Source organism: Pseudomonas sp. GW822-FHT04C11, from assembly GCF_058800905.1.
Window position 1 is genome coordinate 17,244 of the sequence record NZ_JBXAMS010000024.1, and the last position, 23,755, is coordinate 40,998.

Annotated in this window: 22 protein-coding genes; 13 read left to right on the forward strand and 9 right to left on the reverse strand. The window is 59.4% G+C overall.

All coding sequences use genetic code 11. The annotated features are described in order from the left end of the window. Window positions 1-275: 275 nt before the first annotated feature. Entirely contained in the window at window positions 276-1,223 is a 948-nt protein-coding gene (locus AC1RJ3_RS27970) for a LysR family transcriptional regulator (protein ID WP_347928069.1), read from the reverse strand. Between the two features lie 150 nt (window positions 1,224-1,373). On the opposite strand from AC1RJ3_RS27970, the gene AC1RJ3_RS27975 reads away from it, so the two are divergent. Next, window positions 1,374-2,897 carry a CoA-acylating methylmalonate-semialdehyde dehydrogenase gene (locus tag AC1RJ3_RS27975; protein WP_054594128.1) on the forward strand — a complete coding sequence of 508 codons (1,524 nt, stop codon included), beginning with the start codon at window positions 1,374-1,376 and terminating at the stop codon, window positions 2,895-2,897. A 10-nt stretch (window positions 2,898-2,907) separates the two neighbouring features. Then, window positions 2,908-3,792, forward strand: coding sequence for a 3-hydroxyisobutyrate dehydrogenase (gene mmsB / locus AC1RJ3_RS27980; RefSeq protein WP_429539884.1), 885 nt, complete (start codon window positions 2,908-2,910; stop codon window positions 3,790-3,792). A 250-nt stretch (window positions 3,793-4,042) separates the two neighbouring features. Here mmsB and AC1RJ3_RS27985 read toward each other — a convergent pair whose 3' ends face one another. After that, window positions 4,043-4,387: a cupin domain-containing protein gene (locus AC1RJ3_RS27985; protein ID WP_019691702.1), complete on the reverse strand. Its 345-nt coding sequence runs from the start codon at window positions 4,385-4,387 to the stop codon at window positions 4,043-4,045. A gap of 280 nt (window positions 4,388-4,667) precedes the next feature. On the opposite strand from AC1RJ3_RS27985, the gene kynB reads away from it, so the two are divergent. Together kynB and kynA are read left to right on the forward strand one after the other, a co-directional pair. Continuing rightward, a complete protein-coding gene (gene kynB / locus AC1RJ3_RS27990) occupies window positions 4,668-5,333 on the forward strand; it encodes an arylformamidase (RefSeq protein ID WP_493081673.1) in 666 nt (221 codons plus the stop codon). Beyond that, on the forward strand, window positions 5,330-6,196 hold the full coding sequence (gene kynA / locus AC1RJ3_RS27995) for a tryptophan 2,3-dioxygenase (RefSeq protein WP_493081675.1): 867 nt from the start codon (window positions 5,330-5,332) through the stop codon (window positions 6,194-6,196). The genes kynB and kynA overlap by 4 nt, the downstream gene beginning before the upstream one ends. 67 nt (window positions 6,197-6,263) lie before the next feature. Here the strand turns inward: kynA and AC1RJ3_RS28000 are convergent, their stop codons facing one another. From AC1RJ3_RS28000 to antA, 4 genes are all read right to left on the reverse strand, one after another. Continuing rightward, complete coding sequence (locus AC1RJ3_RS28000) at window positions 6,264-7,664, reverse strand: amino acid permease (RefSeq protein WP_493081677.1); 1,401 nt, start codon at window positions 7,662-7,664, stop codon at window positions 6,264-6,266. Between the two features lie 77 nt (window positions 7,665-7,741). Then, window positions 7,742-8,764 carry an anthranilate 1,2-dioxygenase electron transfer component AntC gene (antC, locus tag AC1RJ3_RS28005; protein ID WP_493081679.1) on the reverse strand — a complete coding sequence of 341 codons (1,023 nt, stop codon included), beginning with the start codon at window positions 8,762-8,764 and terminating at the stop codon, window positions 7,742-7,744. Between the two features lie 18 nt (window positions 8,765-8,782). Continuing rightward, window positions 8,783-9,274, reverse strand: coding sequence for an anthranilate 1,2-dioxygenase small subunit (gene antB, locus AC1RJ3_RS28010; RefSeq protein ID WP_347928064.1), 492 nt, complete (start codon window positions 9,272-9,274; stop codon window positions 8,783-8,785). A gap of 2 nt (window positions 9,275-9,276) precedes the next feature. Further along, window positions 9,277-10,665: an anthranilate 1,2-dioxygenase large subunit gene (antA, locus tag AC1RJ3_RS28015; protein ID WP_427533124.1), complete on the reverse strand. Its 1,389-nt coding sequence runs from the start codon at window positions 10,663-10,665 to the stop codon at window positions 9,277-9,279. A gap of 562 nt (window positions 10,666-11,227) precedes the next feature. On the opposite strand from antA, the gene AC1RJ3_RS28020 reads away from it, so the two are divergent. Next, on the forward strand, window positions 11,228-12,241 hold the full coding sequence (locus AC1RJ3_RS28020) for an AraC family transcriptional regulator (protein ID WP_493081682.1): 1,014 nt from the start codon (window positions 11,228-11,230) through the stop codon (window positions 12,239-12,241). Window positions 12,242-12,262: 21 nt separating this feature from the next. Here the strand turns inward: AC1RJ3_RS28020 and AC1RJ3_RS28025 are convergent, their stop codons facing one another. Continuing rightward, window positions 12,263-12,736, reverse strand: a complete 474-nt coding sequence (locus AC1RJ3_RS28025) for an Lrp/AsnC family transcriptional regulator (RefSeq protein WP_054594119.1) — start codon at window positions 12,734-12,736, stop codon at window positions 12,263-12,265. Between the two features lie 176 nt (window positions 12,737-12,912). Between AC1RJ3_RS28025 and kynU the strand changes: the two genes are divergently transcribed. Both kynU and AC1RJ3_RS28035 read left to right on the forward strand, forming a co-directional pair. After that, window positions 12,913-14,163: a kynureninase gene (gene kynU / locus AC1RJ3_RS28030; protein WP_493081684.1), complete on the forward strand. Its 1,251-nt coding sequence runs from the start codon at window positions 12,913-12,915 to the stop codon at window positions 14,161-14,163. A 205-nt stretch (window positions 14,164-14,368) separates the two neighbouring features. Next, window positions 14,369-15,781 (forward strand): amino acid permease, encoded by a 1,413-nt coding sequence (locus tag AC1RJ3_RS28035; protein WP_054594117.1) that lies wholly within the window; start codon window positions 14,369-14,371, stop codon window positions 15,779-15,781. Between the two features lie 58 nt (window positions 15,782-15,839). Here the strand turns inward: AC1RJ3_RS28035 and AC1RJ3_RS28040 are convergent, their stop codons facing one another. Next, window positions 15,840-16,739: a LysR substrate-binding domain-containing protein gene (locus tag AC1RJ3_RS28040; RefSeq protein ID WP_493081686.1), complete on the reverse strand. Its 900-nt coding sequence runs from the start codon at window positions 16,737-16,739 to the stop codon at window positions 15,840-15,842. A gap of 87 nt (window positions 16,740-16,826) precedes the next feature. Between AC1RJ3_RS28040 and AC1RJ3_RS28045 the strand changes: the two genes are divergently transcribed. Continuing rightward, the gene (locus tag AC1RJ3_RS28045; protein ID WP_347928059.1) at window positions 16,827-17,591 is read left to right on the forward strand and encodes a sulfite exporter TauE/SafE family protein; all 765 of its coding nucleotides are present in this window, start codon (window positions 16,827-16,829) and stop codon (window positions 17,589-17,591) included. Here AC1RJ3_RS28045 and AC1RJ3_RS28050 read toward each other — a convergent pair. Further along, on the reverse strand, window positions 17,581-17,895 hold the full coding sequence (locus AC1RJ3_RS28050) for a putative quinol monooxygenase (protein ID WP_019691724.1): 315 nt from the start codon (window positions 17,893-17,895) through the stop codon (window positions 17,581-17,583). The genes AC1RJ3_RS28045 and AC1RJ3_RS28050 overlap by 11 nt on opposite strands. A 201-nt stretch (window positions 17,896-18,096) precedes the next feature. Here AC1RJ3_RS28050 and mdaB point away from each other — a divergent pair, with 201 nt between their 5' ends. The 5 genes from mdaB to AC1RJ3_RS28075 all read left to right on the forward strand — a co-directional run bounded on the left by mdaB (window position 18,097) and on the right by AC1RJ3_RS28075 (window position 23,728). Next, entirely contained in the window at window positions 18,097-18,687 is a 591-nt protein-coding gene (gene mdaB / locus AC1RJ3_RS28055) for an NADPH:quinone oxidoreductase MdaB (protein WP_019691725.1), read from the forward strand. Window positions 18,688-18,921: 234 nt separating this feature from the next. Further along, window positions 18,922-19,833: a LysR substrate-binding domain-containing protein gene (locus AC1RJ3_RS28060; protein WP_493081689.1), complete on the forward strand. Its 912-nt coding sequence runs from the start codon at window positions 18,922-18,924 to the stop codon at window positions 19,831-19,833. A 209-nt stretch (window positions 19,834-20,042) separates the two neighbouring features. Then, window positions 20,043-21,392 carry a GntT/GntP/DsdX family permease gene (locus AC1RJ3_RS28065; RefSeq protein WP_493081692.1) on the forward strand — a complete coding sequence of 450 codons (1,350 nt, stop codon included), beginning with the start codon at window positions 20,043-20,045 and terminating at the stop codon, window positions 21,390-21,392. 16 nt (window positions 21,393-21,408) lie between these two features. Next, the gene (locus AC1RJ3_RS28070) at window positions 21,409-22,269 is read left to right on the forward strand and encodes a MurR/RpiR family transcriptional regulator (RefSeq protein ID WP_054594111.1); all 861 of its coding nucleotides are present in this window, start codon (window positions 21,409-21,411) and stop codon (window positions 22,267-22,269) included. Between the two features lies 1 nt (window position 22,270). Next, complete coding sequence (locus AC1RJ3_RS28075; protein ID WP_493081694.1) at window positions 22,271-23,728, forward strand: D-aminoacylase; 1,458 nt, start codon at window positions 22,271-22,273, stop codon at window positions 23,726-23,728. The last annotated feature ends 27 nt before the right edge of the window (window positions 23,729-23,755 follow it).

The following is a 23,755-nucleotide window of genomic DNA, read 5'->3' on the forward strand; positions in this document are numbered from 1 at the left end:
GTGTTTACGTCCTTGTTTTACTGCCCCAGGAGTGCTGAAAATGCACCCGGTGGGCATTTGAAGCATGCTGATCGTGCCGGTGTAAACCGCACATTGAGGCGTGAGGTTATCATCTGGACGTTAGGTGAAGGGAGCGACATTTGCAGCTTGCGTGAACGAACTCCATCCCCCCAGCCCTTCGATGTCACAAGTTGCGTACCAATCCCTGTCACAAAACCTTGGCAAAGGCCTGCTGACCTCGTTACGACGCCGCTACCTGATTCCTTGAAGGGCTGTCAGTCGGCGAAGTACATCGTTCGGGTTTCACCCATCAATAGTGCCTGATTCTGCTCGGTCACGGCGCGGATGTAGTCCCAGAGCAAAGTAATCCGCTTGAGCTTGCGCAGGTCCTCGCGGCAGTACATCCAGAATTGCCGGGTGATGTTGATTTCCTCCGGCAGCACCGGCAGCAGTCGTGGATCCTGGGCCGCCAGGAAGCACGGCAGAATCGCCAGCGAGCGGCCTTGCTGCGCGGCCACGAATTGCGCAATTACGCTGGTGCTGCGCAGGTTGGCGCTGGCGCCGGGCAGTACATTGGCCAGGTACAGCAGCTCCGAGCTGAATGCCAGATCGTCGACATAACTGATGAACTGATGCTTGCCCAAATCTGCCGGGCGGCGGATGGGCGGGTGTTGGTCGAGGTAATCCTGGGTCGCGTACAGCTGCAAACGGTAGTCGCAGAGTTTGCAGCAGACGTAAGGGCCGTGTTCCGGGCGTTCCAGGGCGATGACAATATCTGCCTCGCGCTTGGACAAGCTGATGAAGTGCGGCAGCGGCAGGATATCCACCGAAATCGCCGGATAGGCATCGACGAAGTGGCTGAGCTGCGGGGTGATGAAAAAACTCCCGAACCCCTCGGTGCAGCCCATCCGCACATGGCCGGATAATGCCACGCCCGAGCCGGACACCTGCTCGCACGCCATGTGCAGTGTGCTTTCTATGGATTCGGCATAACCCAGTAAACGCTGGCCCTCGGCGGTCAATACAAAGCCATTGGTCCGTGATTTTTCGAACAACAATGTCCCCAATGCACCTTCCAGCGAACTGATCCGCCGTGACACGGTGGTGTAATCCACGGCCAGGCGTTTGGCAGCGCTGCTGGCCTTGCGGGTACGGGCGACCTCGAGGAAAAACTTCAGGTCGTCCCAGTTCAACGAGCCTAACGATGTGATGTTTTTTTGCATGTTGGACCGGATTTTATGTGCGTTCTTATTAGAAGTTTGCACATCTATACTCCAAAAACAGTCCGACAACCAATTCGCGACACACGCCTCATCACAAGGCGACTTTTCTCGCCTTGGCTCCCTGCATAACAACAAGTCCAGGAGACCGTCATGAACGCATCGCTCACGCCAGAAACCACTGTGCAAAAGGTCAAGCTGTTGATCGACGGCCAATGGGTCGAGTCCCAGACCACCGAATGGCACGACATCGTCAATCCGGCAACCCAGCAAGTGCTGGCTAAAGTACCGTTCGCTACGCCTGCGGAAGTCGACGCCGCGATCAGCGCCGCTCATCGTGCCTTCCAGACCTGGAAGCTGACACCGATTGGCGCGCGGATGCGCATCATGCTCAAGCTTCAGGCGTTGATTCGCGAGCACTCCAAGCGCATCGCCGTGGTCCTCAGCGCCGAGCAGGGCAAAACCATCGCCGATGCTGAAGGCGATATTTTCCGTGGCCTGGAAGTGGTCGAGCACGCGTGCTCCATCGGCAGCCTGCAAATGGGCGAATTCGCTGAAAACGTCGCGGGCGGTGTTGATACCTACACCCTGCGCCAACCGATCGGTGTCTGCGCCGGTATCACGCCGTTCAACTTCCCGGCGATGATCCCGCTGTGGATGTTCCCGATGGCCATCGCCTGCGGCAACACCTTTGTGCTCAAACCGTCCGAACAGGACCCGATGTCGACCATGCTGCTGGTGGAACTGGCCATCGAGGCGGGCATTCCAGCCGGCGTGCTCAACGTGGTTCACGGCGGCAAGGATGTGGTGGACGCGCTCTGCACCCACAAAGACATCAAGGCCGTATCGTTCGTCGGTTCGACGGCAGTCGGTACTCACGTCTACGACCTGGCCGGCAAACACGGCAAACGCGTGCAATCGATGATGGGCGCCAAGAACCACGCGGTGGTACTGCCCGATGCCAATCGTGAGCAAGCTCTCAATGCGCTGGTCGGTGCCGGCTTCGGCGCCGCCGGTCAACGCTGCATGGCCACCTCGGTGGTGGTGCTGGTGGGCGCGGCCAAGCAGTGGCTGCCAGACCTCAAGGCATTGGCGCAAAAACTCAAAGTGAATGCCGGCAGCGAGCCGGGCACTGACGTTGGTCCGGTGATTTCGAAACGGGCCAAGGCGCGGATTCTTGATCTGATCGAAAGCGGCATCAAGGAAGGCGCAAAACTGGAGCTCGATGGTCGTGATATCACCGTCCCCGGGTACGAAAAAGGCAACTTTGTCGGCCCGACCCTGTTCTCCGGCGTGACCACCGACATGCAGATCTACACTCAGGAAATCTTCGGTCCGGTGCTGGTGGTGCTGGAAGTCGACACCCTCGATCAGGCCATTGCCCTGGTCAACGCCAACCCGTTCGGTAACGGCACCGGCCTGTTCACCCAGAGCGGCGCCGCGGCGCGTAAATTTCAGAACGAAATCGACGTCGGTCAGGTTGGCATCAACATCCCGATCCCGGTGCCGGTTCCGTTCTTCAGCTTCACCGGCTCGCGCGGTTCCAAGCTTGGCGACCTCGGTCCGTATGGCAAGCAAGTGGTGCAGTTCTACACTCAAACCAAGACCGTCACCAGTCGCTGGTTCGACGATGACAGCGTCAATGACGGTGTGAACACAACCATCAATTTGCGTTAAGGAGCCGGACATGAAAATCGCTTTTATCGGTCTCGGCAACATGGGCGCGCCGATGGCGCGCAACCTGATCAAGGCTGGCCATTCGCTGAACCTGGTCGACCTGAACAAAGCCGTACTCGCAGAGCTGGCGCAACTGGGCGGCACCATCAGCGCTTCGGCGCGTGAAGCAGCCCAAGGCGCAGAGCTGGTGATTACCATGCTGCCGGCCGCTGTCCATGTGCGCAGCGTCTGGCTGGGTGAAGACGGCGTGCTGGCCGGGATCGCCAAGGGCGTTCCCGCCGTGGATTGCAGCACCATCGACCCGCAGACCGCCCGCGATGTCGCCGCGGCGGCGGCCAAGCAAGGTGTGGCCATGGCGGATGCGCCGGTTTCCGGCGGCACCGGTGGCGCTGCGGCCGGGACGCTGACCTTCATGGTCGGCGCCACGCCGGAATTGTTCGCCACCCTGCAACCGGTACTGGCGCAGATGGGCCGCAACATTGTGCATTGCGGTGAAGTCGGCACCGGGCAAATCGCCAAGATCTGCAACAACCTGTTGTTGGCGATTTCCATGGTCGGCGTCAGCGAAGCCATGGCCCTGGGTGATGCCCTAGGCATCGACACCAAGGTGCTGGCGGGGATCATCAACAGTTCGACCGGTCGTTGCTGGAGTTCGGAGATGTACAACCCGTGGCCGGGTATCGTCGAAACAGCACCGGCGTCGCGTGGTTATACCGGTGGTTTTGGTGCCGAATTGATGCTCAAGGACCTGGGGCTGGCGACTGAAGCTGCACGTCAGGCGCATCAACCGGTGATGCTCGGCGCGGTGGCTCAGCAGCTGTATCAGGCGATGAGTCAGCGTGGCGAAGGCGGCAAGGATTTCTCGGCAATCATCAACAGCTATCGCAAACCCTGATAGGGGGGGCGGGATTGTGGCGAGGGAGCTTGTCGGAACGCCGCAACGCCCCGCTCGGCTGCGAAGCAGTCGTCAATCCTGAACACGCGGCGTATCTGACAAGTCGCATTGGCCTCATGGGTCCGCTTCGCGAACCAGCGGGAGCAAGCTCCTCGCCACAAAAGCCGCGCTCGCCACAAGTGCGGCGCATTCCAATAGATATTTTTCCGAGAGCCCACGTCGGGTGGGCTCTCGGTTTTTTATTGCTGAATCAGGCGAAAACGAAGTACTTGCGTACGGTCTCGACCACTTCCCATGTACCTTTCATGCCCGGCTCAATGACGAAAATATCACCCGCGCGCAGATGGATCGGTTCCATGCCGTCCGGGGTGATCACGCAGTAGCCTTCCTGGAAGTGGCAGTATTCCCACTTCACATACTCCACGTACCACTTGCCGGGTGTGCAGATCCAGGTGCCCATGATCTTGCTGCCGTCTTCGCTGGTGTAGGCGTTGAGGTTGACGGTGTGCGGGTCACCTTCGAGTTTCTCCCATTTGCAGGCATCAAGCACCGGCAGTGGATGGGTATCGCGAAGAACGGTAATGGGTTTGGACATGCTGACTCCGAGCGTTAGGCAGGACTGAAGTCGCACCCTATAGCGCCCGGCTCGGTGTCAGTTGTCTGTGCTCGACACTCAGCTGTCCAGAAACGCGCTATCGATCAAACCTGCTCAAGCGGGCATCCAGGAGTCCGGTTCACGCATTGAAATTTCCATCCGCTAAACTTCAAATTCTTGGCATTAAGTGCGAAACATTTGGGCGTTCCCGATGGATTTCGCAAGAATCTTCACAGGCATCACTCGTATCATTCACGCGAGAGTTGTCGAGAGCTATGCAATGAAAAAAACAATGTCGTGGTGGGATATCAGCCCGCCCTTGAGCACCGCAACACCGACGTGGCCGGGTGATACGCCGTTTCAGGAAGAGCGCGTCTGGACCTTCGGCCCCGAGTGCCCGGTGAATGTCGGTCGCATCACCCTGTCTCCCCACACCGGCGCCCATGTCGATGCACCGTTACATTACAGCGCCGAAGGTGCAGCCATCGGCGATGTATCGCTGGATGTCTATATCGGGCCGTGTCGCGTCTTGCATTGTCTGGACAGCGGTCGCCTGGTTCAGCCGGGGCAACTGGAAGGACGCCTTGCCGATCTGCCCGAGCGCGTCTTGCTGCGCACTTATCAACAGGCGCCGCTGACGGCCTGGGATCCGGATTTCACGGCAGTCGCCAAGGAAACCGTCGATCTACTGGCGAGCCTTGGCGTGCGGCTGATCGGTATCGATACGCCGTCGCTGGACCCTCAACAGTCCAAGACCATGGATTCGCACAACGCAGTGGCCCGCCATGGCATGGCGATTCTCGAAGGCATCGTGCTCGATGACGTGCCGGAAGGCGACTATGAACTGATTGCGCTGCCGCTGCGGTTTGCCAACCTGGACGCCAGTCCGGTCAGGGCTATTTTGCGTCCACTGAACAAACCGTCACTTGAGGAGCCTGCTCAATGAGCCAATGTCCCTATTCTTCAGATCAGTCACCTTCAAACCCGCCAGAAGAATGGCATAACGCCGAGCTGAATTTTTCCGACTCCATGAGCTACGGCGATTACCTGGATCTGGGGAAGATTCTCAGTGCCCAGCACCCCTTGTCGCCGGACCATAACGAGATGCTGTTCATCATCCAGCATCAGACGTCCGAGCTGTGGATGAAGCTGATGCTGCACGAGCTCAAGGCGGCTCGTGAGCATGTCAGGCTGGGCGAGTTGCCACCGGCGTTCAAGATGCTGGCGCGGGTCTCGCGGATTTTCGATCAACTGGTGCATGCCTGGACGGTGTTGGCGACCATGACGCCGACCGAATACCACGCGATCCGGCCGTTTCTGGGCCAGTCATCGGGCTTCCAGTCGTTCCAGTACCGCGAGATCGAATTCATCCTCGGCAACAAAAGTGCAACGCTGTTGCGTCCGCATGCGCACCGGCCGGAACTGTTGGCGGAGCTGGAAAAGGCGATTGCCACGCCGTCGCTGTATGACGAGGCGATTCGGTTGATGGTCAGCGCAGGGTTGGCGATTGATCCCCAGCGCTTCGAGCGCGACCCGGCAAGTCCGACCGCGTATGACGCCTCGGTCGAAGCCGCCTGGCGCGTGGTCTACACCGACCCTTCGCGGTATTGGGATCTGTACCAGTTGGCGGAGAAACTGATCGACCTTGAGGACTCGTTCCGTCAATGGCGCTTCCGCCATGTCACCACGGTTGAGCGGATCATCGGCTTCCAACCGGGTACCGGGGGCACCGAAGGTGTGGGTTATCTGCGCAAGATGCTCGACACCGTGCTGTTTCCGGAGTTGTGGCGCGTGCGTTCGACCCTCTGACCCGAGATACAAAAAAGCCCCGGCACTCATCGAATGCCGGGGCTTTTTGTCGACTGGCTGAAGGCTATTAAGCGACCGACAACGCGCGAGTTCTGGCGACCCGAATCCGGTAGAACACGAACAGGATCAGCACCCAGACCGGGATCGCGTAGACCGACGCACGCACCCCGGGAATCAACAACATCACGTAGATGATCATGGCCATGAACGCCAGGCACAGGTAATTGGTGTACGGCGACCAGAATGCCTTGAAGCCCGGGACGATGCCGCGTTGGCCCATGGCCTTGCGAAACTTCAGGTGCGTCAGGCTGATCATCGCCCAGTTGATCATCAACGAGGCGACCACCAGCGCGAACAGCAACTCAAGCGCTTCATGCGGGGCGACGTAGTTAACCAGCACGGACAACATCGTCATCAGCGCCGATACGCCCAGCGCCCGTAACGGCACGCCCCGTTTGTTCAGCTTCATCAGTGGCTTGGGGGCATCGCCCTGTTCCGCCAGGCCGTAGAGCATGCGGCTGTTGCAATAGACGCAGCTGTTGTAGACCGAGAGTGCTGCGGTGAGCACCACAACGTTGAGGATCTGCGCCGCGGTGTCGCTGCCGATCAAGGCGAAAATCTGCACAAACGGACTGCCGCTGTAGGCATCGCCGGAAGCGCCCATTGTTTGTAGCAGTTGGTCCCACGGGTACAACGACAGCAGCACGGTGAGTGCGCCGACGTAGAAGATCAATACGCGGTAAACCACCTGGTTGATCGCCTTGGGAATGACTTTTCTCGGCTCGCTGGCTTCGGCGGCGGTGATGCCGACCAGTTCCAGGCCGCCAAAGGAGAACATGATGAACGCCATCGCCATCAGCAAACCGTTGGTGCCGTTGGGGAAGAAACCGCCGTGACTCCACAGGTTGCTCACCGAGGCCTGCGGACCGCCGGTGCCGCTGACCAGCATGTAGCAGCCGAGGGCGATCATGCCGATGATTGCCACGACCTTGATGATGGCGAACCAGAACTCCATTTCACCGAAGACTTTGACGTTCATCGTGTTGATCAGGTTGACCAGTACGAAGAACACCGCCGCGCTGGCCCAGGTGGGGACCTCGGGCCACCAGAACTGCACATATTTGCCAACGGCGGTCAGCTCGGCCATGCCCACCAGCACATACAGCACCCAGTAGTTCCAGCCGGACAGGAAGCCGGCAAAACTACCCCAGTAGTTGTGCGCAAAATGGCTGAAGGAACCGGCGACCGGCTCTTCGACAATCATCTCTCCCAGTTGGCGCATGATCAGAAAGGCGATGAAACCGGCAATGGCATAGCCGAGGATCATCGACGGGCCTGCCGATTTGAGCACGCCGGCGGAGCCGAGAAACAGCCCTGTACCAATCGCGCCGCCCAGTGCGATCAGCTGAATATGCCTGTTTTTCAGCCCCCGCTTCAGTACGCCCTGTTGCAGTTGTTCATCCGCCATCTGGATACCTTCTAGTTGTTATGGTCAGGCTTTGTTGCAGGTCGACAGCTTATTCAATTGGCACGCGTTTGTGAGCCTCAGACGTTACTTTCAGTGAACTTTTCGTAATACAGCTGCACGTTGTCGAGGGTTTGGTCCTGCAACCAGCTCTTGATCGACTCAACCATCGGCGGTGGCCCGCAGACGTAAATGTCGACTGCGGCATCGCGCAGTTCGCTGGCCTCGAAATGCTCGGCAATGTAGCCGCGTTTTCCCTCCCAGCCCGGTGACGGGTCGCTGACCACCGGCGTGTAGCGAAATCCTGGAATGCGGTGAGCATAGGCGCTGATCCGTTCGCCTTCGCACAGATCGGCCGCGTCCCGTACACCGTAGTACAAATGCACAGGCTGCTCGCAACCGCGCGCGACGATTTCGTCGAGCATCCCCAGCAGCGCGGACAGTCCGGTGCCGCCGGCCACCAGAATCAGCGGCCGGGCGATGTGGCGAAGATAAAACGCGCCCAACGGTGCCTCCAGAGCGATTTCATCGCCGACCTGGCAGCGCTCACGAATGTAATTGCTCATCACCCCGTCGGGTAACAGGCGAATCAGAAATTGCAGCTGATTGCTGCTACTTGGGCGGTTGGCGAAGGAGTAGGAGCGCTTGCTCATGGTCCCTGGAATCAACAGGCGCGCATATTGCCCCGGCAGGAAATCCAGTGGCTGGGTGGCCGCGCCCAAATCCAGATGGAGGATCGCGGTGCTGGCCGAGACCTGACGCACATGCGTGACCGTACCGCTGAGTTGTTCAGGCCCCGCGGCATTGCACAGGCTGGAAGCAAAGTCGAAATAAAACGCGGCGTCGGACTTCACTCGGGTCTGACAAGTCAGCATTTTGCGTTGTTGCAGGTCGAGGCTGGAGAGGGCTTCCTCATCCACATAATCCTGGCTGTAGTCGCCGGATTCGCAGCGGCCCTGACAGGTTCCGCAGACACCCTCGCGGCAATCCAGCGGAATATTGATGCCGTTGCGCAGGGCGGCATCGAGCAATATTTCGTTGGCCTGCACGGGAAAAAACAGTGTTTTGCCGTCGGCAAAACTGAACGCGACCTTGTGGTTCATGCCCCGGTCTCCATAGCTTCAGAGGTGGTAGAAATCGAGCACCGAGTTGATGGTGTCGTTGAGCAGCAACACGTGTTTGCGGGTAATCAGCCAGCTGTCTGCGTGAGGCTTGAGGCGATAGGTCGCGTTCCCGTAGAACTGCTCGGAGGTGGCCAGGCGATAAAACAAGGTGTGCCAGTTCAGCCGCACCTCCAGCTCACCGGCTTCGAGTTCGCTGATCCGCACGTTGTTGATCAGGTGCAGGGTGCGCGGCATCGGCGTGGCCGAGGCAGCCTTGCCGGTGCGCAGGCGGAATACACGGTCTTCCAGGCCCGAGCGATTGGCGTAGTAGATCAACGACATTTCGCGCTTGGGGTCACGGGTGTAGACGTGTTCGGAGTCCCATTGCGGCAGGTGAAACTCACTCTGCTCGTCGAAGAGCTGGATGTAGGGGTCCCAGTCCTTGGCGTCGCAGAGTTCGGATTTACGGTAGAAAAACTGCTCGATCTGATACTGCAATTGCGGATTCATATTCACACCTCACGTAGCTTCAGGGATTTCGCGTCCAGGCCGTCGAGCAAGAACTTCTGCCAGTTGCTGTGCTGGTTGACGTAAAGCCCTTCGTGGGTGAATTCGGTGCCGGTCATGGCCGGTGCAATGCCGATCGCCTCGCTGTTGGGCGTGGCGCCGGTTGCCCACTGGTGGCTGCCGCGCGAGATATCGCTCCAGCGTTCCAGTCGTGCCTGGAAACCACGCTGGGCTTCGCGAAACTCCACCAGGTCATCCGGGGTGCCGAGTCCAGACACGTTGAAGAAATCTTCGAACTGGCGAATCCGGTTTTCCCGATCCGCGTCCGACTCGTTTTTCACACCCAGGCACTGGCTGATGATCTCGGTCTTGTTCCAGGCCACCGGACGGATGATCCGTAGCTGCGAGCTGATTTGATCGAGGAAAAACAGGCTGGGGTAGATGTTCAGGTTGCGCAGCCGATGCATCATCCATTCGGCTTTTTCCTGACCGTGTTCCTCGATCAGGCGCGGCATGATCGTCGCGTAGCCGGAACGCACCGTCGGGTTGGGCATGTCGCTGAACAGCACGCTGTGACCGTTATTGAAGGCGAACCAGCCGTCATCGGTATTGGCGTCGCCAGCCCCCAGCTTGCTGTAGTCGAGCGTGCCGCTGGCGCGGGTGCCGTTCTCGTTGTCGACCTGCTGGCGGTGTTGCACCGTGGCCACATAGTTATAGTGGACCGTGCTGACGTGATAGCCGTCCAGGCCGTTTTCGTTTTGCAGTTTCCAGTTGCCGTCGTAGGTGTAGGCCGACTTGCCGGGCAGTACTTCCAGTTCACCAGTGGGCGATTGGGCGACCATCATGTCGAAGAACACTTTGGCATCGCCGAGGAAGTCTTCGAGGCTGTTATCGCCGTGAACGTCCAGGCTGATGAAGACGAAGCCCTTGTAGCTCTGGATGCGGGCTTTTTTCAGACCGCGTGTGGCTTTGTCGAAACCTTCCGGGTATTCGCCGGGGGCCTTGACCTTGACCAGGCGTCCGTCGCTTTTGTAGCACCAGGCGTGGAACGGGCAGGTAAACGTCGATTGGTTGCCTTTGCCGACGCGGGTCAATGTGGTGCCGCGATGCTGGCAAGCGTTGATCAGCGCGTTGAGTTGGCCGTCACCGTCACGGGTGATGATCATCGGCTGGCGACCGGCGCGCAGGGTGATGAAGTCGTGGTTATTAGCCAGCTCGCTTTCGTGACAGGCGTAGATCCAGTTCTTCTCGAAGATCAGCTCCATCTCCAGATCGAACAGTTGCGGCTCGGTAAAGATATCCCGAGCGATGCGGAATACGCCTTCTGCCGGACGGAAGTCCAGGCAGCCTTCAATGAACGCTTTCCACTGCTCGACGTTTTTTTCGCCACTCATGGGTGTGCACCTTTTTTATTCGGGTCAATCGGTGCGCCCATTAGAGAGAGTGGGACGGGCAGGGGTCTATCCGGTTTGTCGACGAAGGCAGTCCACAAAGTTCGGCGGCCGCTGGCTGCACTGCCCCTGTGGCGAGGGAGCTTGCTCCCGCTGGGTTGCGAAGCAGCCCTAAAGTCGGCAATTGCAATTTTTCAGATAGGACGCATCCGAAGGTTTTACGACTGCTGCGCCCGAGCGCGGACCGGTCGGCGGGAGCAAGTGCCTCTCACTGCGATCTTTGCGGGTAACACCCGCGTGTATCAAGGTGGGCAGCTAATACTCAAGACCCTGCACCATTCGATGAACGGCCGCCCCTGTTTGCAGCATTGAGGTACTGTCTTGGGCAGCCTTGAGCGTTGTTCGAGGGTGAGCCCCGGCTCCGGAACTGCCGCGTTATCCACTTAGTCGATGATTGCTATCCGCTGGGTTGGCGCAGGCGTTCAGTGGTCTGGAACTTGCTCGGCTCAAGTCAGAGGTGCGCCGTCAGAGCGCGCGAGAAAAATATTGCCGTGGGTGCGCCGTGATGAGTAGCAAAGCCGATCCGCAGTTTCGCGATATTCGTATCGATCACTATGACCTTGAGGGCGCGCGGACCTGGATGTCAGGGATCTGCGGGCCGCACCGTCTCGAAACCGCGACGCCCGAACGGATCCGTTTTCATCACACGGCCAATGTGTTCAAGTCGATGGCCACGACCCTGGGCACTATCGAATACGGCACTGACGTGACCGTCGATATCGAAGACGCCGAGCATTTCAGCAGCTACAGCCTCAGCCTGCCTTTGGTCGGTGAGCAGGAGCTGAGCAAGAACGGCACGCTGCTCAAATCCAATCGCGATCAGGGCGTGATCATCTCCCCGAATGAAAACCAGATGCTGGCGATCTCCGGTGACTGCCGCAAGGTCCAGGTGGTGATCACTCGGGCGGCCATGAGCGAATCCCTTGAAGGGATGTTGCAGCGCCCGCTGGATGCGCCGCTGCGCTTTGAATCAGTGATGGATGCGGTGGACGGTGCGTCGGCCTCGTGGTGGCGCATGGCGCGGTATTTCATCGGCGAACTCGAGCGCAGCAGAGCACTGTTTGAGCAGGTCGTCTTCACGCGGGACATCGAAAGCTCGTTGATCAAAGGCCTGATCCTCGCCCAGCCGAACAATTACTCCGATGAGCTGCGGGACGTGTTGGGTGTGAAGTTGCCGCATTACCTGATCAGGGCCAAACAGTACATTCACGACAACGCTCGCGAAGCCGTGCACCTGGAAGACATCGAAGCGGCGGCCGGGGTTTCGCGGTTCAAGTTGTTCGAGGCATTCAGGAAGTACTTCGCCCTGTCGCCGATGGCTTATCTGAAAAAATACCGCTTGAATGCGGTGCGCCAGGACATTCTTGAACAGGGGCTGGCGCGCAATATCTCGGAGATTGCCATGGGCTGGGGGTTCACCCACATGGGGCGTTTTTCCGCCGAGTACCGCAAGTTGTTCGACGAAGCCCCGAGCGCCACCTTGCAGCGCAACGAGGCCCGGCGCATGCGCGGGCTTTGACGCAGAGGCAGTCAATAAGGCTTATTTGCGGGCGACCAGATCCAGCAGATCGTCGCGTTCCTTGATTTTCTGCAGGACGATTTCCGAGCGAATATCGGTGACACCCGCGGTGCGATTGAGCTTGTTGACGATGAAATCCGAGAAGTGTTTCAGGTTGCGCGCCTGAACCCGCAGCACATAGTTGCTGGCGCCGGTAATCACGTACGCGGTGGCGACTTCCGGCCATTCTTGCACCTTCTTGATAAAGGTCTCGTGCCAGTCTTCGACGTCCTGTCGCAATGACACATGGACGATAGCTTCCAGCTCGATGCCCAGCCGTTCGGCGTTCAGCACCGCGCGATAGCCGGTGATGATTCCCTCGCTTTCCAGCAACCGTAAACGCCGCAGGCAAGCCGACGGCGACAGCGCAACTTTCTCCGCCAATTCCTGATTGCTGATACGCCCGTCCTGCTGCAAGTAATGCAGGATTCGCAGGTCTGTCGAGTCGAGGGTCATGGTTTGAATAAATCCGCGATTTTTGGAGTTGGATTCGAATTATCTTCGAGACAACTACTATATGACCATCCACTTTGCACGAAAATTCTCCAAGGCTTCGTTCATTATTTGCTCATTGTGCCGGCGCAAAAATGTCCAAAACACCGCGGCATGTCATCTAGAGAACAGGACCGATAATGATCACAAGAAACGATTGCCTGGCGCTTGATGCGCAAGACCCTTTGGCTCATTTGCGTCACCAGTTTGCGCTTCCTGAAGGCGTGATTTACCTCGACGGAAACTCCCTTGGCGCGCGTCCGGTTGCGGCGCTTGAGCGTGCTCAGGCGGTCATCGCCGAGGAGTGGGGCAATGGCTTGATCCGCAGCTGGAACAGCGCGGGTTGGCGCGACCTGCCGGAACGTCTGGGCAATCGGTTGGCGGGGCTGATTGGTGCCGGTGAGGGCGAAGTGGTGGTCACCGACACCACCTCGATCAACCTGTTCAAGGTCCTCGGCGCGGCCTTGCGTGTGCAGGCGATGCGGGCACCGACGCGGCGGGTGATCGTCAGTGAGTCGAGCAACTTTCCGACCGATTTGTACATCGCCGAAGGGCTGATGGATTTGCTCCAGCAGGGCTATAGCTTGCGTCTGGTCGACAGCCCGGAAGAACTCGCGCAGGCGATTGACCAGGACACCGCGGTGGTGATGCTCACCCACGTCAACTACAAAACCGGCTACATGCACGACATGCAGGCCGTGACGGCGTTGATCCACGAATGCGGCGCGCTGGCGATCTGGGACCTGGCGCATTCCGCCGGTGCGGTTCCGGTCGATTTGCGTCAGGCGGGCGCGGACTACGCCATCGGTTGCACCTACAAGTACCTCAATGGCGGCCCCGGCTCGCAAGCGTTTGTCTGGGTTGCGCCGCAGCTGTGCGATCTGGTCACGCAGCCGTTGTCCGGCTGGTTCGGTCACTCCCGACAGTTCGACATGGCCTCAGGCTACGAGCCGAGCAGCGGTATCGCTCGCTACTTGTGCGGCACTCAACCGATCACCTCATTGGCCATGGTCGAGTGCGGCCTGGAGATTTTCGCCCAGACCGACATGCCCAGCCTGCGCCGCAAATCCCTGGCGCTGACTGACCTGTTTATCCAGCTGGTGGAGCAGCGCTGCGCCGCTCACGATTTGAAACTGATTACCCCGCGCGAACACGCCAGGCGTGGCAGCCATGTCAGCTTCGAACACCCGCAAGGCTACGCGGTGATTCAGGCCTTGATCACCCAAGGCGTGATCGGTGATTACCGCGAGCCGCGGATCATGCGCTTCGGTTTCACGCCGCTGTATACCAGCTTCACCGAAGTCTTTGATGCGGTGCAGATCCTTGGCGAGATTCTCGATCAGCAAACCTGGTCGCAAGCGCAGTTCCAGGTACGCCACAGCGTCACCTGATCCCAGCACTGTCCGTGGCGAGGGAGCTTGCTCCCGCTTGAGTGCGCAGCACTCACAAAATCGATACTCACTGCGAAGATTTTTGGGCCGCTACGCAGCCCAGCGGGAGCAAGCTCCCTCGCCACAGGGTTTAGTTCGACCGTGTGACCCGGTTTATCCAAACGATGTGCTCTCTAAAAAAACACAATATTCAGAGGACAGAGAAATGACCGACACCCTCGGTTTTGAAACCATCTCCAACCGTGAGCACGGCCTCAGGCGCCAGCTCACCTCGGGGCAGATGAGCATGATCGCCATCGGCGGTGCGATAGGCACCGGCCTGTTCATGGGCAGCGCCTATGCCATCGGCTATGCCGGGCCGAGCGTGCTGCTCAGCTATGCGATTGGCGCGGTCATCACGCTGCTGTTGATGGGCTGTCTGGCGGAAATGACCGTGGCCCATTCGACCTCGGGTTCGTTCGGCGCGTATGCCGAGTTCTATATCAGCCCGCTGGCCGGGTTTCTGGTGCGCTACGCCTATTGGGCGGCGATTGTGTTGGCGGTCGGCACCGAGGTGACGGCGGTGGCGATGTACATGAAGTACTGGTTCGCCAACGTGCCTGAGTGGATCTGGATCGTCTCGTTCTCGAGCATTCTGATCGTGCTCAACGCCATCAGCGTGAAGACCTTCGGCACCTTTGAGTATTGGTTCTCGACCATCAAGATCGGCGCGATTGTCGGTTTCATCATTCTCGCGGTGTATGTGGTGTTCGGCTCGGGCAACCCGGAGTACGGCGTGCATCACTACACCAGCCACGGCGGATTTTTCCCCAATGGATTGCAAGGGATGTGGGTGGCGGTGATCGTGTCGATCTTCAGCTACCTGAGCGTGGAAATGATCGCGGTGGCAGCCGGTGAAGCCGAGGATCCAGAGCGGGCGGTGAAGAAAGCCTTTCGCGCGACCATCGTGCGGCTGGTGGTGTTTTACCTGCTGACCCTGGCCCTGATGCTGGCGATTGTGCCGTGGGTTCAGGCGGGTCATGCGCAGAGCCCGTTCGTCACGGTCATGCAAACCATCGGCATTCCCGGCGCCACCGGGGTGATGAATTTCGTGATTCTGATTGCCGCGTTGTCGGCGATGAACAGTCAGCTCTACATCACCACGCGGATGATGTTCAGCCTGTCCCGTGGCGGTTACGCCCCCAAGGCGATGGGCGCGTTGAGCAAGAGCGGCATCCCGCTCAATGCCTTGTTGCTGTCGAGCTCGGGCATTGCGCTGGCGACGCTGTTGAACGTGATGTACCCGGAAAGCTCCTTCACCTTGATGATGGCGATTTCCATGTTCGGCGCGATCTTCACCTGGTTCATGATCTTCCTCACGCACTACTGTTTCCGTCGCTATCACCAGCGTCACGGCGAGCGGAAGCTGTCGTTCCGCATGCGCCTGTTCCCTTACACCACGCTGTTGGGGCTGGTGCTGATGGGCGCGGTGATGATCACCACCTACTTCACCGAGGCGTTCAAAATGACCTTGGTGTTTGGTGTGCCGTTCCTGCTGATCCTGTCGTTGGTCTACGGGGTGTTCTTCAGAAAAACCAGGGCATTGGCCGGCACACTGGACAACGCCCCGGCCCCGTAGGAGCAAGGCTTGCCCGCGATGGCGACCGCAAAATCGCCATCGCGGGCAAGCCTTGCTCCTACAAGTTTGTGTCAGCGGTTTCGGATAACGCCTCAAGCAGGGCTTTGGCGTAACGGGGCAGGGCGTCGAACGAGCGTGCGCACAGCAGTAGTTTTCGCTGGGCCCATGGCTCGTTCAGCGCGAGATGTTTGAATGCTTGCCCACGGGCCCAGCGCTCGACCGCTGCCAGTGGCACAATCGCCAATCCCGCGCCATGGGCGACCATGCGAATAACCCCATCGAAACCCTCGGCGCGAATGCGGATCTGCATGCGCAGTCCGGCATGCAGCGCCTGTTCTTCCAGATAGATCGCCAACGCGCTGTTGGCACTGAGCCCGACGTAATCGTGAGACAAGGTCTGGCTGAAGTTCGGTGCTTCCCCTTCAGCCAATGGATGATCGCTCGGCATGATCAGCACCAACGGATCATCGCGGAATGCTCGGGTGTCGAGGTCATGGGTGTCCACCGCATCGGAAACGATACCAAGGTCCGCCGCGCCCTGACGCAAGGCATGGGTGATGCGCAGGCTCGGCAGTTCTTGCAGGTCGATGTCGAGGTTGGGGTGTTCGCACAGAAAATCCGCCAGCAACTCGGGCAGGTATTCAGTGATTGCCGTGGTGTTGCACAACAACCGCACCTGACCTTTGGCGCCTTTGGCGTATTCCGCCAGATCCTGTTGCATGCGTTCGGCCTGTCGCAGCAATACCCGGGCATGTTGCGCCAGTGCCTTGCCGGCCGGGGTAGGGCTGATGCCGCGACGCCCACGCTCGAAAAATGCTGTACCCAGCGAAGCTTCCATCGCACGGATTCGCGCACTTGCCGCCGCCAGTGACAGGTGGCTGCTGGTTGCGCCAGCGGTGATGTTGCCGGCGTCGAGGATCTTCAGGTAGAGCTTGAGGTCGATCAGGTCGAAGTGCATGGGCGTTTCCAAGGCTCTGTTAAAACAAGAGGCAGGCTCAGTATATGGCAGATTTTCAGGGCCCTTCGAAAGGCCCAGGATAACGCTATGAATACTCCTCTCGCGTTCTATCAAAACCTCGGTTTGGCCTTGTCTTTATTGGTGATCATCACCTTTTTGATGGCCGGGATGATCAAAGGCGTGATCGGCCTTGGGCTGCCGACCGTTGCCATGGGCTTGCTTGGTCTGGCTATGGCGCCGGCACAGGCTGCGGCATTGCTGATCATTCCGGCGACGCTGACCAACGTCTGGCAACTGGCGTTCGGTGGGCATTTGCGTCCGTTGATCAAACGGCTGTGGCCCATGCTGCTGGCGATATTTGTCGGTACCGGTGCGGGTACGTTGTGGGTGGGGATTGGAAGCGGGGAGTGGGTGGTGCGAGGACTTGGGGCGGCGCTATTGCTCTATGCCTTGAGCGGATTGTTTCTGCCCACCTTGCGGGTCAGTAGTAAAACCGAAGGCTGGCTCGGCCCGCTCAGTGGTGCGCTGACTGGCATCATCACCTCGGCCACCGGGGTTTTTGTGATTCCGACGGTGCCGTATCTGCAAGCGCTGGGGTTGAACAAGGATCAACTGGTGCAGGCGCTGGGCCTGTCGTTCACCGTGTCGACCCTGGCACTCGCTGCCGGCTTGATGTGGCGCGGGGCGCTCGGCGACGGCGAATTGAGTGCTTCACTGCTCGCCCTGATCCCGGCGCTGCTCGGCATGCTGCTGGGGCAATGGTTGCGAGAGCGGATCAGCGCCGTGTTGTTCAAGCGGGTGTTCTTCGTCGGCCTTGGAATACTCGGCGGCCATCTGCTGATCAGCGGCTAGCCGATGATGGACTGAGCATGTCGATGCGGCGGATATCGAAATCGCGTTCCAGGTAATCCATGCGGTTCTCGAAAAACTGCTGCATGTGCGGCAGGTTCGAGTGCACGTCCAGATGGGCCCGGGACTGCCAGATCTCGTAGAAGATAAACAGCGTCGGGTCTTGCTGGTCGCGCAGCATGTGGTACTCGATGCAGCCAGGTTCGGCGCGACTGGGTTCGACGTAAGCGCGGAACAGGGCTTCGAAGGCGTCGGCTTTTTCCGGGCGGGTTTTGGCGTGCAGGATGAAACCGTGTTGCTCGCTCATGCAGAACTCCTCAAGTCAGGGTTGAGAAAATTCTATGGCAACAATCAGCTGGTGATTCGTGCGTTTCGGTCAAATGTATTTTGCCGGCTTCGGGCTTATTCATGGGAAGGGTCATCGATACTCTGCCGCCATCAAATTTAAAACTTTTCGATCCCGCGACTTATCCACAGCGCGGCGCATCGGACCCTGATGAGGCTTCCCATGAAAAAAGTTCTATTGCTCAACGGTGGCAAGAAATTCGCCCACTCCGATGGTCGCTACAACGCCACCCTGCACGAAGCCGCCTTGAGCGTGCTGGATCGCGGTGGTGTCGACGTGAAAGTCACCCACATCGACGAGGGCTACGACGTCGCTGAAGAAGTCGCCAAGTTCCTCTGGGCCGATGTGATCATTTACCAGATGCCGGGCTGGTGGATGGGCGCGCCATGGATCGTGAAAAAGTACATCGACGAAGTCTTCACCGAAGGCCACGGCAGCCTCTACGCCAGCGACGGCCGGACCCGCTCCGATGCTTCGCAGAAATACGGCAGTGGCGGCCTGGTGCAGGGCAAGCAGTACATGCTGTCGCTGACCTGGAACGCACCGCAGCAAGCGTTCGACGATCCGACCGACTTCTTCGAAGCCAAGGGCGTGGATGCGGTGTACTTCCCGTTCCACAAGGCCAACACCTTCCTCGGCATGAGTGGCCTGCCGACCTTCCTGTGTGTCGACGTGATGAAGCGGCCGAACATTGAAGCCGACGTCGCGCGCTACGAACAGCACCTCAAGCAAGTATTCAACTTGCCGGCGTAACCTGCGTTATGTCTCGCATCCGGCTACTATCGAACACCTGAGCAGTGGCACGTTTTTACTTGTGGCGAGGGGGCTTGCTCCCGTCGGCCGGTCCGTGTTCGGGCGCCGCAGTCGTAAACTGTTGGCAGGCGTTTGGCTGAAGAAACGCGCTGAATGGTTTTGGGGCCGCGTTGCGCCCCAGCGGGAGCAAGCTCCCTCGCCACAATGAAAGCGCATTCGATAGGAAGGACATACGTGAAAGCCAGATCCGATGAGTTGCAGATTTTCGTCTGCGTGATCGAGTGCGGTTCGATTTCTGCGGCGGCCGAACAGGTCGGGCAAACGCCTTCGGCGGTCAGTCGCACGCTGTCGCGTCTGGAGGCCAAGCTCGACACCACGTTGATCAACCGCACCACGCGGCGCATGGACCTGACCGAGGAGGGCAAGTACTTCTTCGAACAGGCCAAGCTGATTCTCGACCAGATGGACGAGCTCGAAGAGCGTCTGTCCTCGCGCCAAAAGACACCTTCCGGACGGCTGCGGATCAACGCGGCGTCGCCGTTCATGCTGCATGCCATCGTGCCCTACATCGATGAGTTTCGCCGTCTGTACCCGGACATCCAGCTGGAACTCAACAGCAACGACCTGATCATCGACCTGCTGGAGCAAAGCACCGACATTGCGATCCGCATCGGAGCGTTGGCGGATTCGACCCTGCATGCGCGTTCGCTGGGGGGCAGCCCGCTGCACATCCTCGCCAGCCCTGCGTATCTGGAAAAACACGGCACACCGACCACGGTTGCCGAACTGGCCGGCCACTCGTTGCTGGGCTTCACCCAGACCGAAAGCCTCAATCACTGGCCGCTGCGTCATGTGCACGGCGACCGCTGGCAGATTCAGCCGAGCCTCAGCGCCTCCAGCGGTGAAACACTGCGTCAGCTGGCGCTGGAGGGGCAGGGCATTGTGTGCCTGTCGCATTTCATGACCATCAATGACATCAAGGCCGGACGGCTGAAATTGCTGCTGGCGCAGGCCAACAGTGGCTATCGCCAGCCGATCAATGCGGTGTACTACCGCAACTCGCAACTGGCCTTGCGGATTCAATGCTTCCTGGACTTTATCCAGAGCAAGCTGGCCGGTTACGCGAACGAGGTGTTTGAAGGCTGATTCTTGCCATCACCAGCAGCCGTCGGTGTTCTCGTTCTGCCCCATGAAAATACTCACCGCGCATTTTCATTAATCACGACATGGCATATCTGTGAGCGACATTTCTTGTCTCTTCACGAAAATTACTTTCATCGGGTTTGAAAGCTGCTCCTCGAAATGATTTATGGGTTTCACAACACATCGACGTGACCCTTTTCGAGGAGTACCGCATGGCACCGTCCTTCGGCTATTGGCTGCTGGTTTATGCCGCTATCGCCATCATTGCGCTGATCGTTCTGATCGCCCGTTACCGACTCAATCCGTTCATTGTCATTACCCTGGTTTCCATTGGTCTGGCGCTGCTCGCCGGGATGCCGCCGTCGGGAGTGGTGGGTGCGTATGAAGCGGGCGTCGGCAAAACCCTGGGGCACATTGCGCTGGTGGTGGCGCTGGGCACGATGCTTGGCAAGATGATGGCCGAGTCCGGTGGTGCCGAGCAGATGGCGCGTACGCTGATCGAGCGTTTCGGCGAGAAAAACGCGCATTGGGCGATGGTTTGCATCGCCTTTCTGGTGGGCTTGCCGCTGTTCTTCGAAGTCGGCTTTGTGTTGCTGGTGCCGATTGCCTTTACCGTGGCGCGGCAGGTAGGCGTGTCGATTCTGATGGTCGGTTTGCCGATGGTTGCCGGGCTCTCGGTGGTGCATGCGCTGGTGCCGCCGCATCCGGCAGCGATGCTCGCGGTGCAGGCCTATCAGGCCTCGGTGGGCCAGACGTTGCTCTACGCGATTCTGATCGGCATCCCGACGGCGATCATTGCCGGTCCTCTGTACGCCAAATTCATCGTGCCGCGCATCCGGTTGCCTGCGGAAAACCCGTTGGAACGACAGTTCATCGAGCGCGAACCACGGGACCGCTTGCCGGGTTTCGGCATCACCATGGCGACGATTCTGCTGCCGGTGGTGCTGATGCTGATTGGCGGTTGGGCCAATCTGATCTCCACGCCGGGCAGCGGTTTCAACCAATTCCTGTTGTTCATCGGTAACTCGGTGATCGCCCTGTTGCTGGCGACATTGCTGAGCTTCTGGACCCTCGGTCTGGCCCAGGGTTTCAACCGCGAATCGATCCTCAAATTCACCAACGAATGCCTGGCGCCCACCGCCAGCATCACCTTGCTGGTGGGCGCCGGTGGTGGCTTGAACCGGATTCTGGTGGACGCCGGGGTGACTGACCAGATCGTCGGCCTGGCCCATGAGTTTCACTTGTCGCCGTTGTTGATGGGCTGGCTGTTCGCGGCCTTGATGCGCATCGCTACCGGTTCTGCGACCGTGGCCATGACTACCGCATCAGGCGTTGTGGCGCCGGTGGCCATTGGTCTGGGCTATCCCCATCCGGAGCTGCTGGTGCTGGCGACAGGTGCGGGCTCGGTTATCTTTTCTCACGTCAACGACGGCGGCTTCTGGTTGATCAAGGAGTACTTCAATATGACCGTGACCCAGACCTTCAAGACCTGGACGGTGCTCGAGACCTTGATTTCGGTGATCGCGTTCGGCCTGACCCTTGGTCTTTCCTATGTGCTTTGAACAGCAGGTGCGGTAAATGGACATCCTCTATCAGATTCGTGCGCGTCAGGATTCCTTCAGCGCCGGTGAAGGGCGGATTGCCCGGTTGATGCTCGACGACGTGGGCTTCGCTGCGTCAGCGAGCCTCGACGAACTGGCACTGCGAGCCGAGGTCAGCAGCGCGACACTCTCGCGTTTTGCCCGCAGCGTCGGTTGCCGAGACCTGCGCGATCTGCGCCTGCAACTGGCTCAGGCCAGCGGGGTCGGCAGTCGTTTTCTCGACCCGGCAGGGACGCCGGAACAGTCGGCGTTTTATCGGCAGATCGTCGGCGATATCGAGTCGACACTGCGTCAACATTTGTCGGCGTTCGATGAGTCGCGTTTCGCCGACGCAGTGAAATTGCTGGGCAAGGCGCGGATGATTCACGCATTCGGCATGGGCGGTTGCTCGACACTCTGTAGCGATGAGCTGCAAGTGCGGCTGGTGCGCCTAGGCTACCCGATTGCCGCCTGTCATGACCCGGTGATGATGCGCGTGACCGCCGCTTCACTGGGCGCGGAGCATGCGCTGATTGCCTGTTCGCTGACCGGCATCACCCCGGAACTGCTGGAGGCTGTCGAGTTGGCGAGCAGCTACGGCACACGCATTCTGGCGATCACCCTGGCCGACTCGCCGTTGGCACAATTGGCCGATGTGCTGCTGCCGCTGCAAAGCGCCGAAACCTCGTTCATCTACAAACCGACGGCGGCGCGCTACGGCATGCTGCTGGCCATCGACGTGCTTGCCACCGAGCTGGCACTGGCAAATCCTGAAGACAATCAAGAACGTCTGCGGCGGATCAAGCTCGCCCTCGACGACTACCGTGGCGGCGATGATCATCTGCCGCTGGGAGACTGACATGCAGTACCACACGCTGATCCGCAACGCCCTGATCATCGACGGCAGCAACACGCCGGGTTATCTCGCCGACGTGGCGATTGTGAACGGACGGATCGCGTGCATCGGTAATTTGCAGGAGGCCAGCGCCGATGAGGAAATCGACGCGGCCGGACGGGTGCTCGCGCCAGGCTTCATTGACGTACATACCCACGACGACACAGTGGTGATCCGCCAGCCGCAGATGCTGCCCAAACTCAGCCAGGGCGTGACTACGGTGATCGTCGGCAACTGTGGGATCAGCGCCTCGCCGGTCAGCTTGCGCGGCGATCCGCCGGACCCGATGAATCTGCTCGGTACGTCCGCAGCCTTTGTTTATCCGGGTTTCAGTGATTACCGGGCGGCAGTCGAAGCGGCCAACCCGACGTTGAACGTGGCCGCATTGGTCGGCCACACGGCACTGCGCAGCAACCACCTCGATGACCTGTTTCGCACCGCGACGCCGAGCGAAATTGCGGCGATGCGCGAGCAACTGCGCGAGAGCCTGGAGGCGGGTGCGTTGGGTTTGTCCACAGGGTTGGCCTACGCCAGCGCCTTCTCGGCATCTACCGACGAAGTCATGCAACTGACTGAAGAGCTGACGGCTTTCGGTGCGGTCTACACCACCCATTTGCGCAGCGAATTCGAACCGGTGCTGGAGGCCATGGACGAGGCATTCCAGATTGCTCGCCACGCGAAAAGTCCGCTGATCATTTCCCATCTCAAATGCGCTGGCGCCGGCAACTGGGGGCGCAGCCCGCAACTGTTGGCGTCCCTTGAGCACGCCGCGAAAACCCATCCGGTGGGCTGCGATTGTTATCCGTATGCGGCGAGCTCCTCGACCCTGGATCTCAAACAGGTGACGGACGCGTTTCGCATCACCATCACCTGGTCGACACCACACCCTGACGTGGGCGGCCGCGACCTGATGGACATCGCCGCCGAGTGGGGCGTGCCGTTGCTGGATGCGGCCCGTCGCCTGCAACCGGCCGGGGCAGTCTATTACGGCATGGATGAGGCGGATGTGCGGCGCATTCTGGCCCACCCGTTATCGATGATCGGTTCCGACGGTTTGCCGGAAGACCCGTTCCCGCATCCACGGTTGTGGGGCGCATTTCCACGGGTACTGGGGCACTTCAGTCGGGATCTCGGATTGTTCCCGCTGCACACGGCGGTGCACAAAATGACCGGGCTCTCGGCGGCGCGTTTCGGCCTGAAACAGCGCGGTGAAATCCGCGAAGGGCATTGGGCGGATCTGGTGCTGTTCGACCCGTTGCGCGTGCGTGATGTGGCGGATTTCAACGACCCGCAACGTTCGGCCGAAGGCATCGACGGTGTGTGGGTCAATGGGGTGCGCAGCTATATCGATGGTCAGCCGAATGGACGTCGGGAAGGGCGGTTTTTGGCGCGCGAAGGAACTCTCGGTTCAGGCTTCAGGTAACAGCGATCTGTGGGGTTGATCACAATG

What these genes read in the sequence shown, in the direction of transcription:
- mmsB (WP_429539884.1), top strand. Translation starts at nt 2,908, where the DNA reads ATGAAAATCGCTTTTATCGGTCTCGGCAACATGGGCGCGCCGATGGCG.
- AC1RJ3_RS28050 (WP_019691724.1), bottom strand. Translation starts at nt 17,895, where the DNA reads ATGAGCGAGCAACACGGTTTCATCCTGCACGCCAAAACCCGCCCGGAA.
- AC1RJ3_RS28020 (WP_493081682.1), top strand. Translation starts at nt 11,228, where the DNA reads ATGAGTAGCAAAGCCGATCCGCAGTTTCGCGATATTCGTATCGATCAC.
- mdaB (WP_019691725.1), top strand. Translation starts at nt 18,097, where the DNA reads ATGAAAAAAGTTCTATTGCTCAACGGTGGCAAGAAATTCGCCCACTCC.
- AC1RJ3_RS28070 (WP_054594111.1), top strand. Translation starts at nt 21,409, where the DNA reads ATGGACATCCTCTATCAGATTCGTGCGCGTCAGGATTCCTTCAGCGCC.
- AC1RJ3_RS28035 (WP_054594117.1), top strand. Translation starts at nt 14,369, where the DNA reads ATGACCGACACCCTCGGTTTTGAAACCATCTCCAACCGTGAGCACGGC.
- AC1RJ3_RS27985 (WP_019691702.1), bottom strand. Translation starts at nt 4,387, where the DNA reads ATGTCCAAACCCATTACCGTTCTTCGCGATACCCATCCACTGCCGGTG.
- AC1RJ3_RS28040 (WP_493081686.1), bottom strand. Translation starts at nt 16,739, where the DNA reads ATGCACTTCGACCTGATCGACCTCAAGCTCTACCTGAAGATCCTCGAC.
- antA (WP_427533124.1), bottom strand. Translation starts at nt 10,665, where the DNA reads ATGAGTGGCGAAAAAAACGTCGAGCAGTGGAAAGCGTTCATTGAAGGC.
- kynB (WP_493081673.1), top strand. Translation starts at nt 4,668, where the DNA reads ATGAAAAAAACAATGTCGTGGTGGGATATCAGCCCGCCCTTGAGCACC.
- kynU (WP_493081684.1), top strand. Translation starts at nt 12,913, where the DNA reads ATGATCACAAGAAACGATTGCCTGGCGCTTGATGCGCAAGACCCTTTG.
- AC1RJ3_RS28075 (WP_493081694.1), top strand. Translation starts at nt 22,271, where the DNA reads ATGCAGTACCACACGCTGATCCGCAACGCCCTGATCATCGACGGCAGC.
- antB (WP_347928064.1), bottom strand. Translation starts at nt 9,274, where the DNA reads ATGAATCCGCAATTGCAGTATCAGATCGAGCAGTTTTTCTACCGTAAA.
- AC1RJ3_RS28000 (WP_493081677.1), bottom strand. Translation starts at nt 7,664, where the DNA reads ATGGCGGATGAACAACTGCAACAGGGCGTACTGAAGCGGGGGCTGAAA.
- AC1RJ3_RS27970 (WP_347928069.1), bottom strand. Translation starts at nt 1,223, where the DNA reads ATGCAAAAAAACATCACATCGTTAGGCTCGTTGAACTGGGACGACCTG.
- AC1RJ3_RS28045 (WP_347928059.1), top strand. Translation starts at nt 16,827, where the DNA reads ATGAATACTCCTCTCGCGTTCTATCAAAACCTCGGTTTGGCCTTGTCT.
- antC (WP_493081679.1), bottom strand. Translation starts at nt 8,764, where the DNA reads ATGAACCACAAGGTCGCGTTCAGTTTTGCCGACGGCAAAACACTGTTT.
- AC1RJ3_RS28025 (WP_054594119.1), bottom strand. Translation starts at nt 12,736, where the DNA reads ATGACCCTCGACTCGACAGACCTGCGAATCCTGCATTACTTGCAGCAG.
- kynA (WP_493081675.1), top strand. Translation starts at nt 5,330, where the DNA reads ATGAGCCAATGTCCCTATTCTTCAGATCAGTCACCTTCAAACCCGCCA.
- AC1RJ3_RS27975 (WP_054594128.1), top strand. Translation starts at nt 1,374, where the DNA reads ATGAACGCATCGCTCACGCCAGAAACCACTGTGCAAAAGGTCAAGCTG.
- AC1RJ3_RS28065 (WP_493081692.1), top strand. Translation starts at nt 20,043, where the DNA reads ATGGCACCGTCCTTCGGCTATTGGCTGCTGGTTTATGCCGCTATCGCC.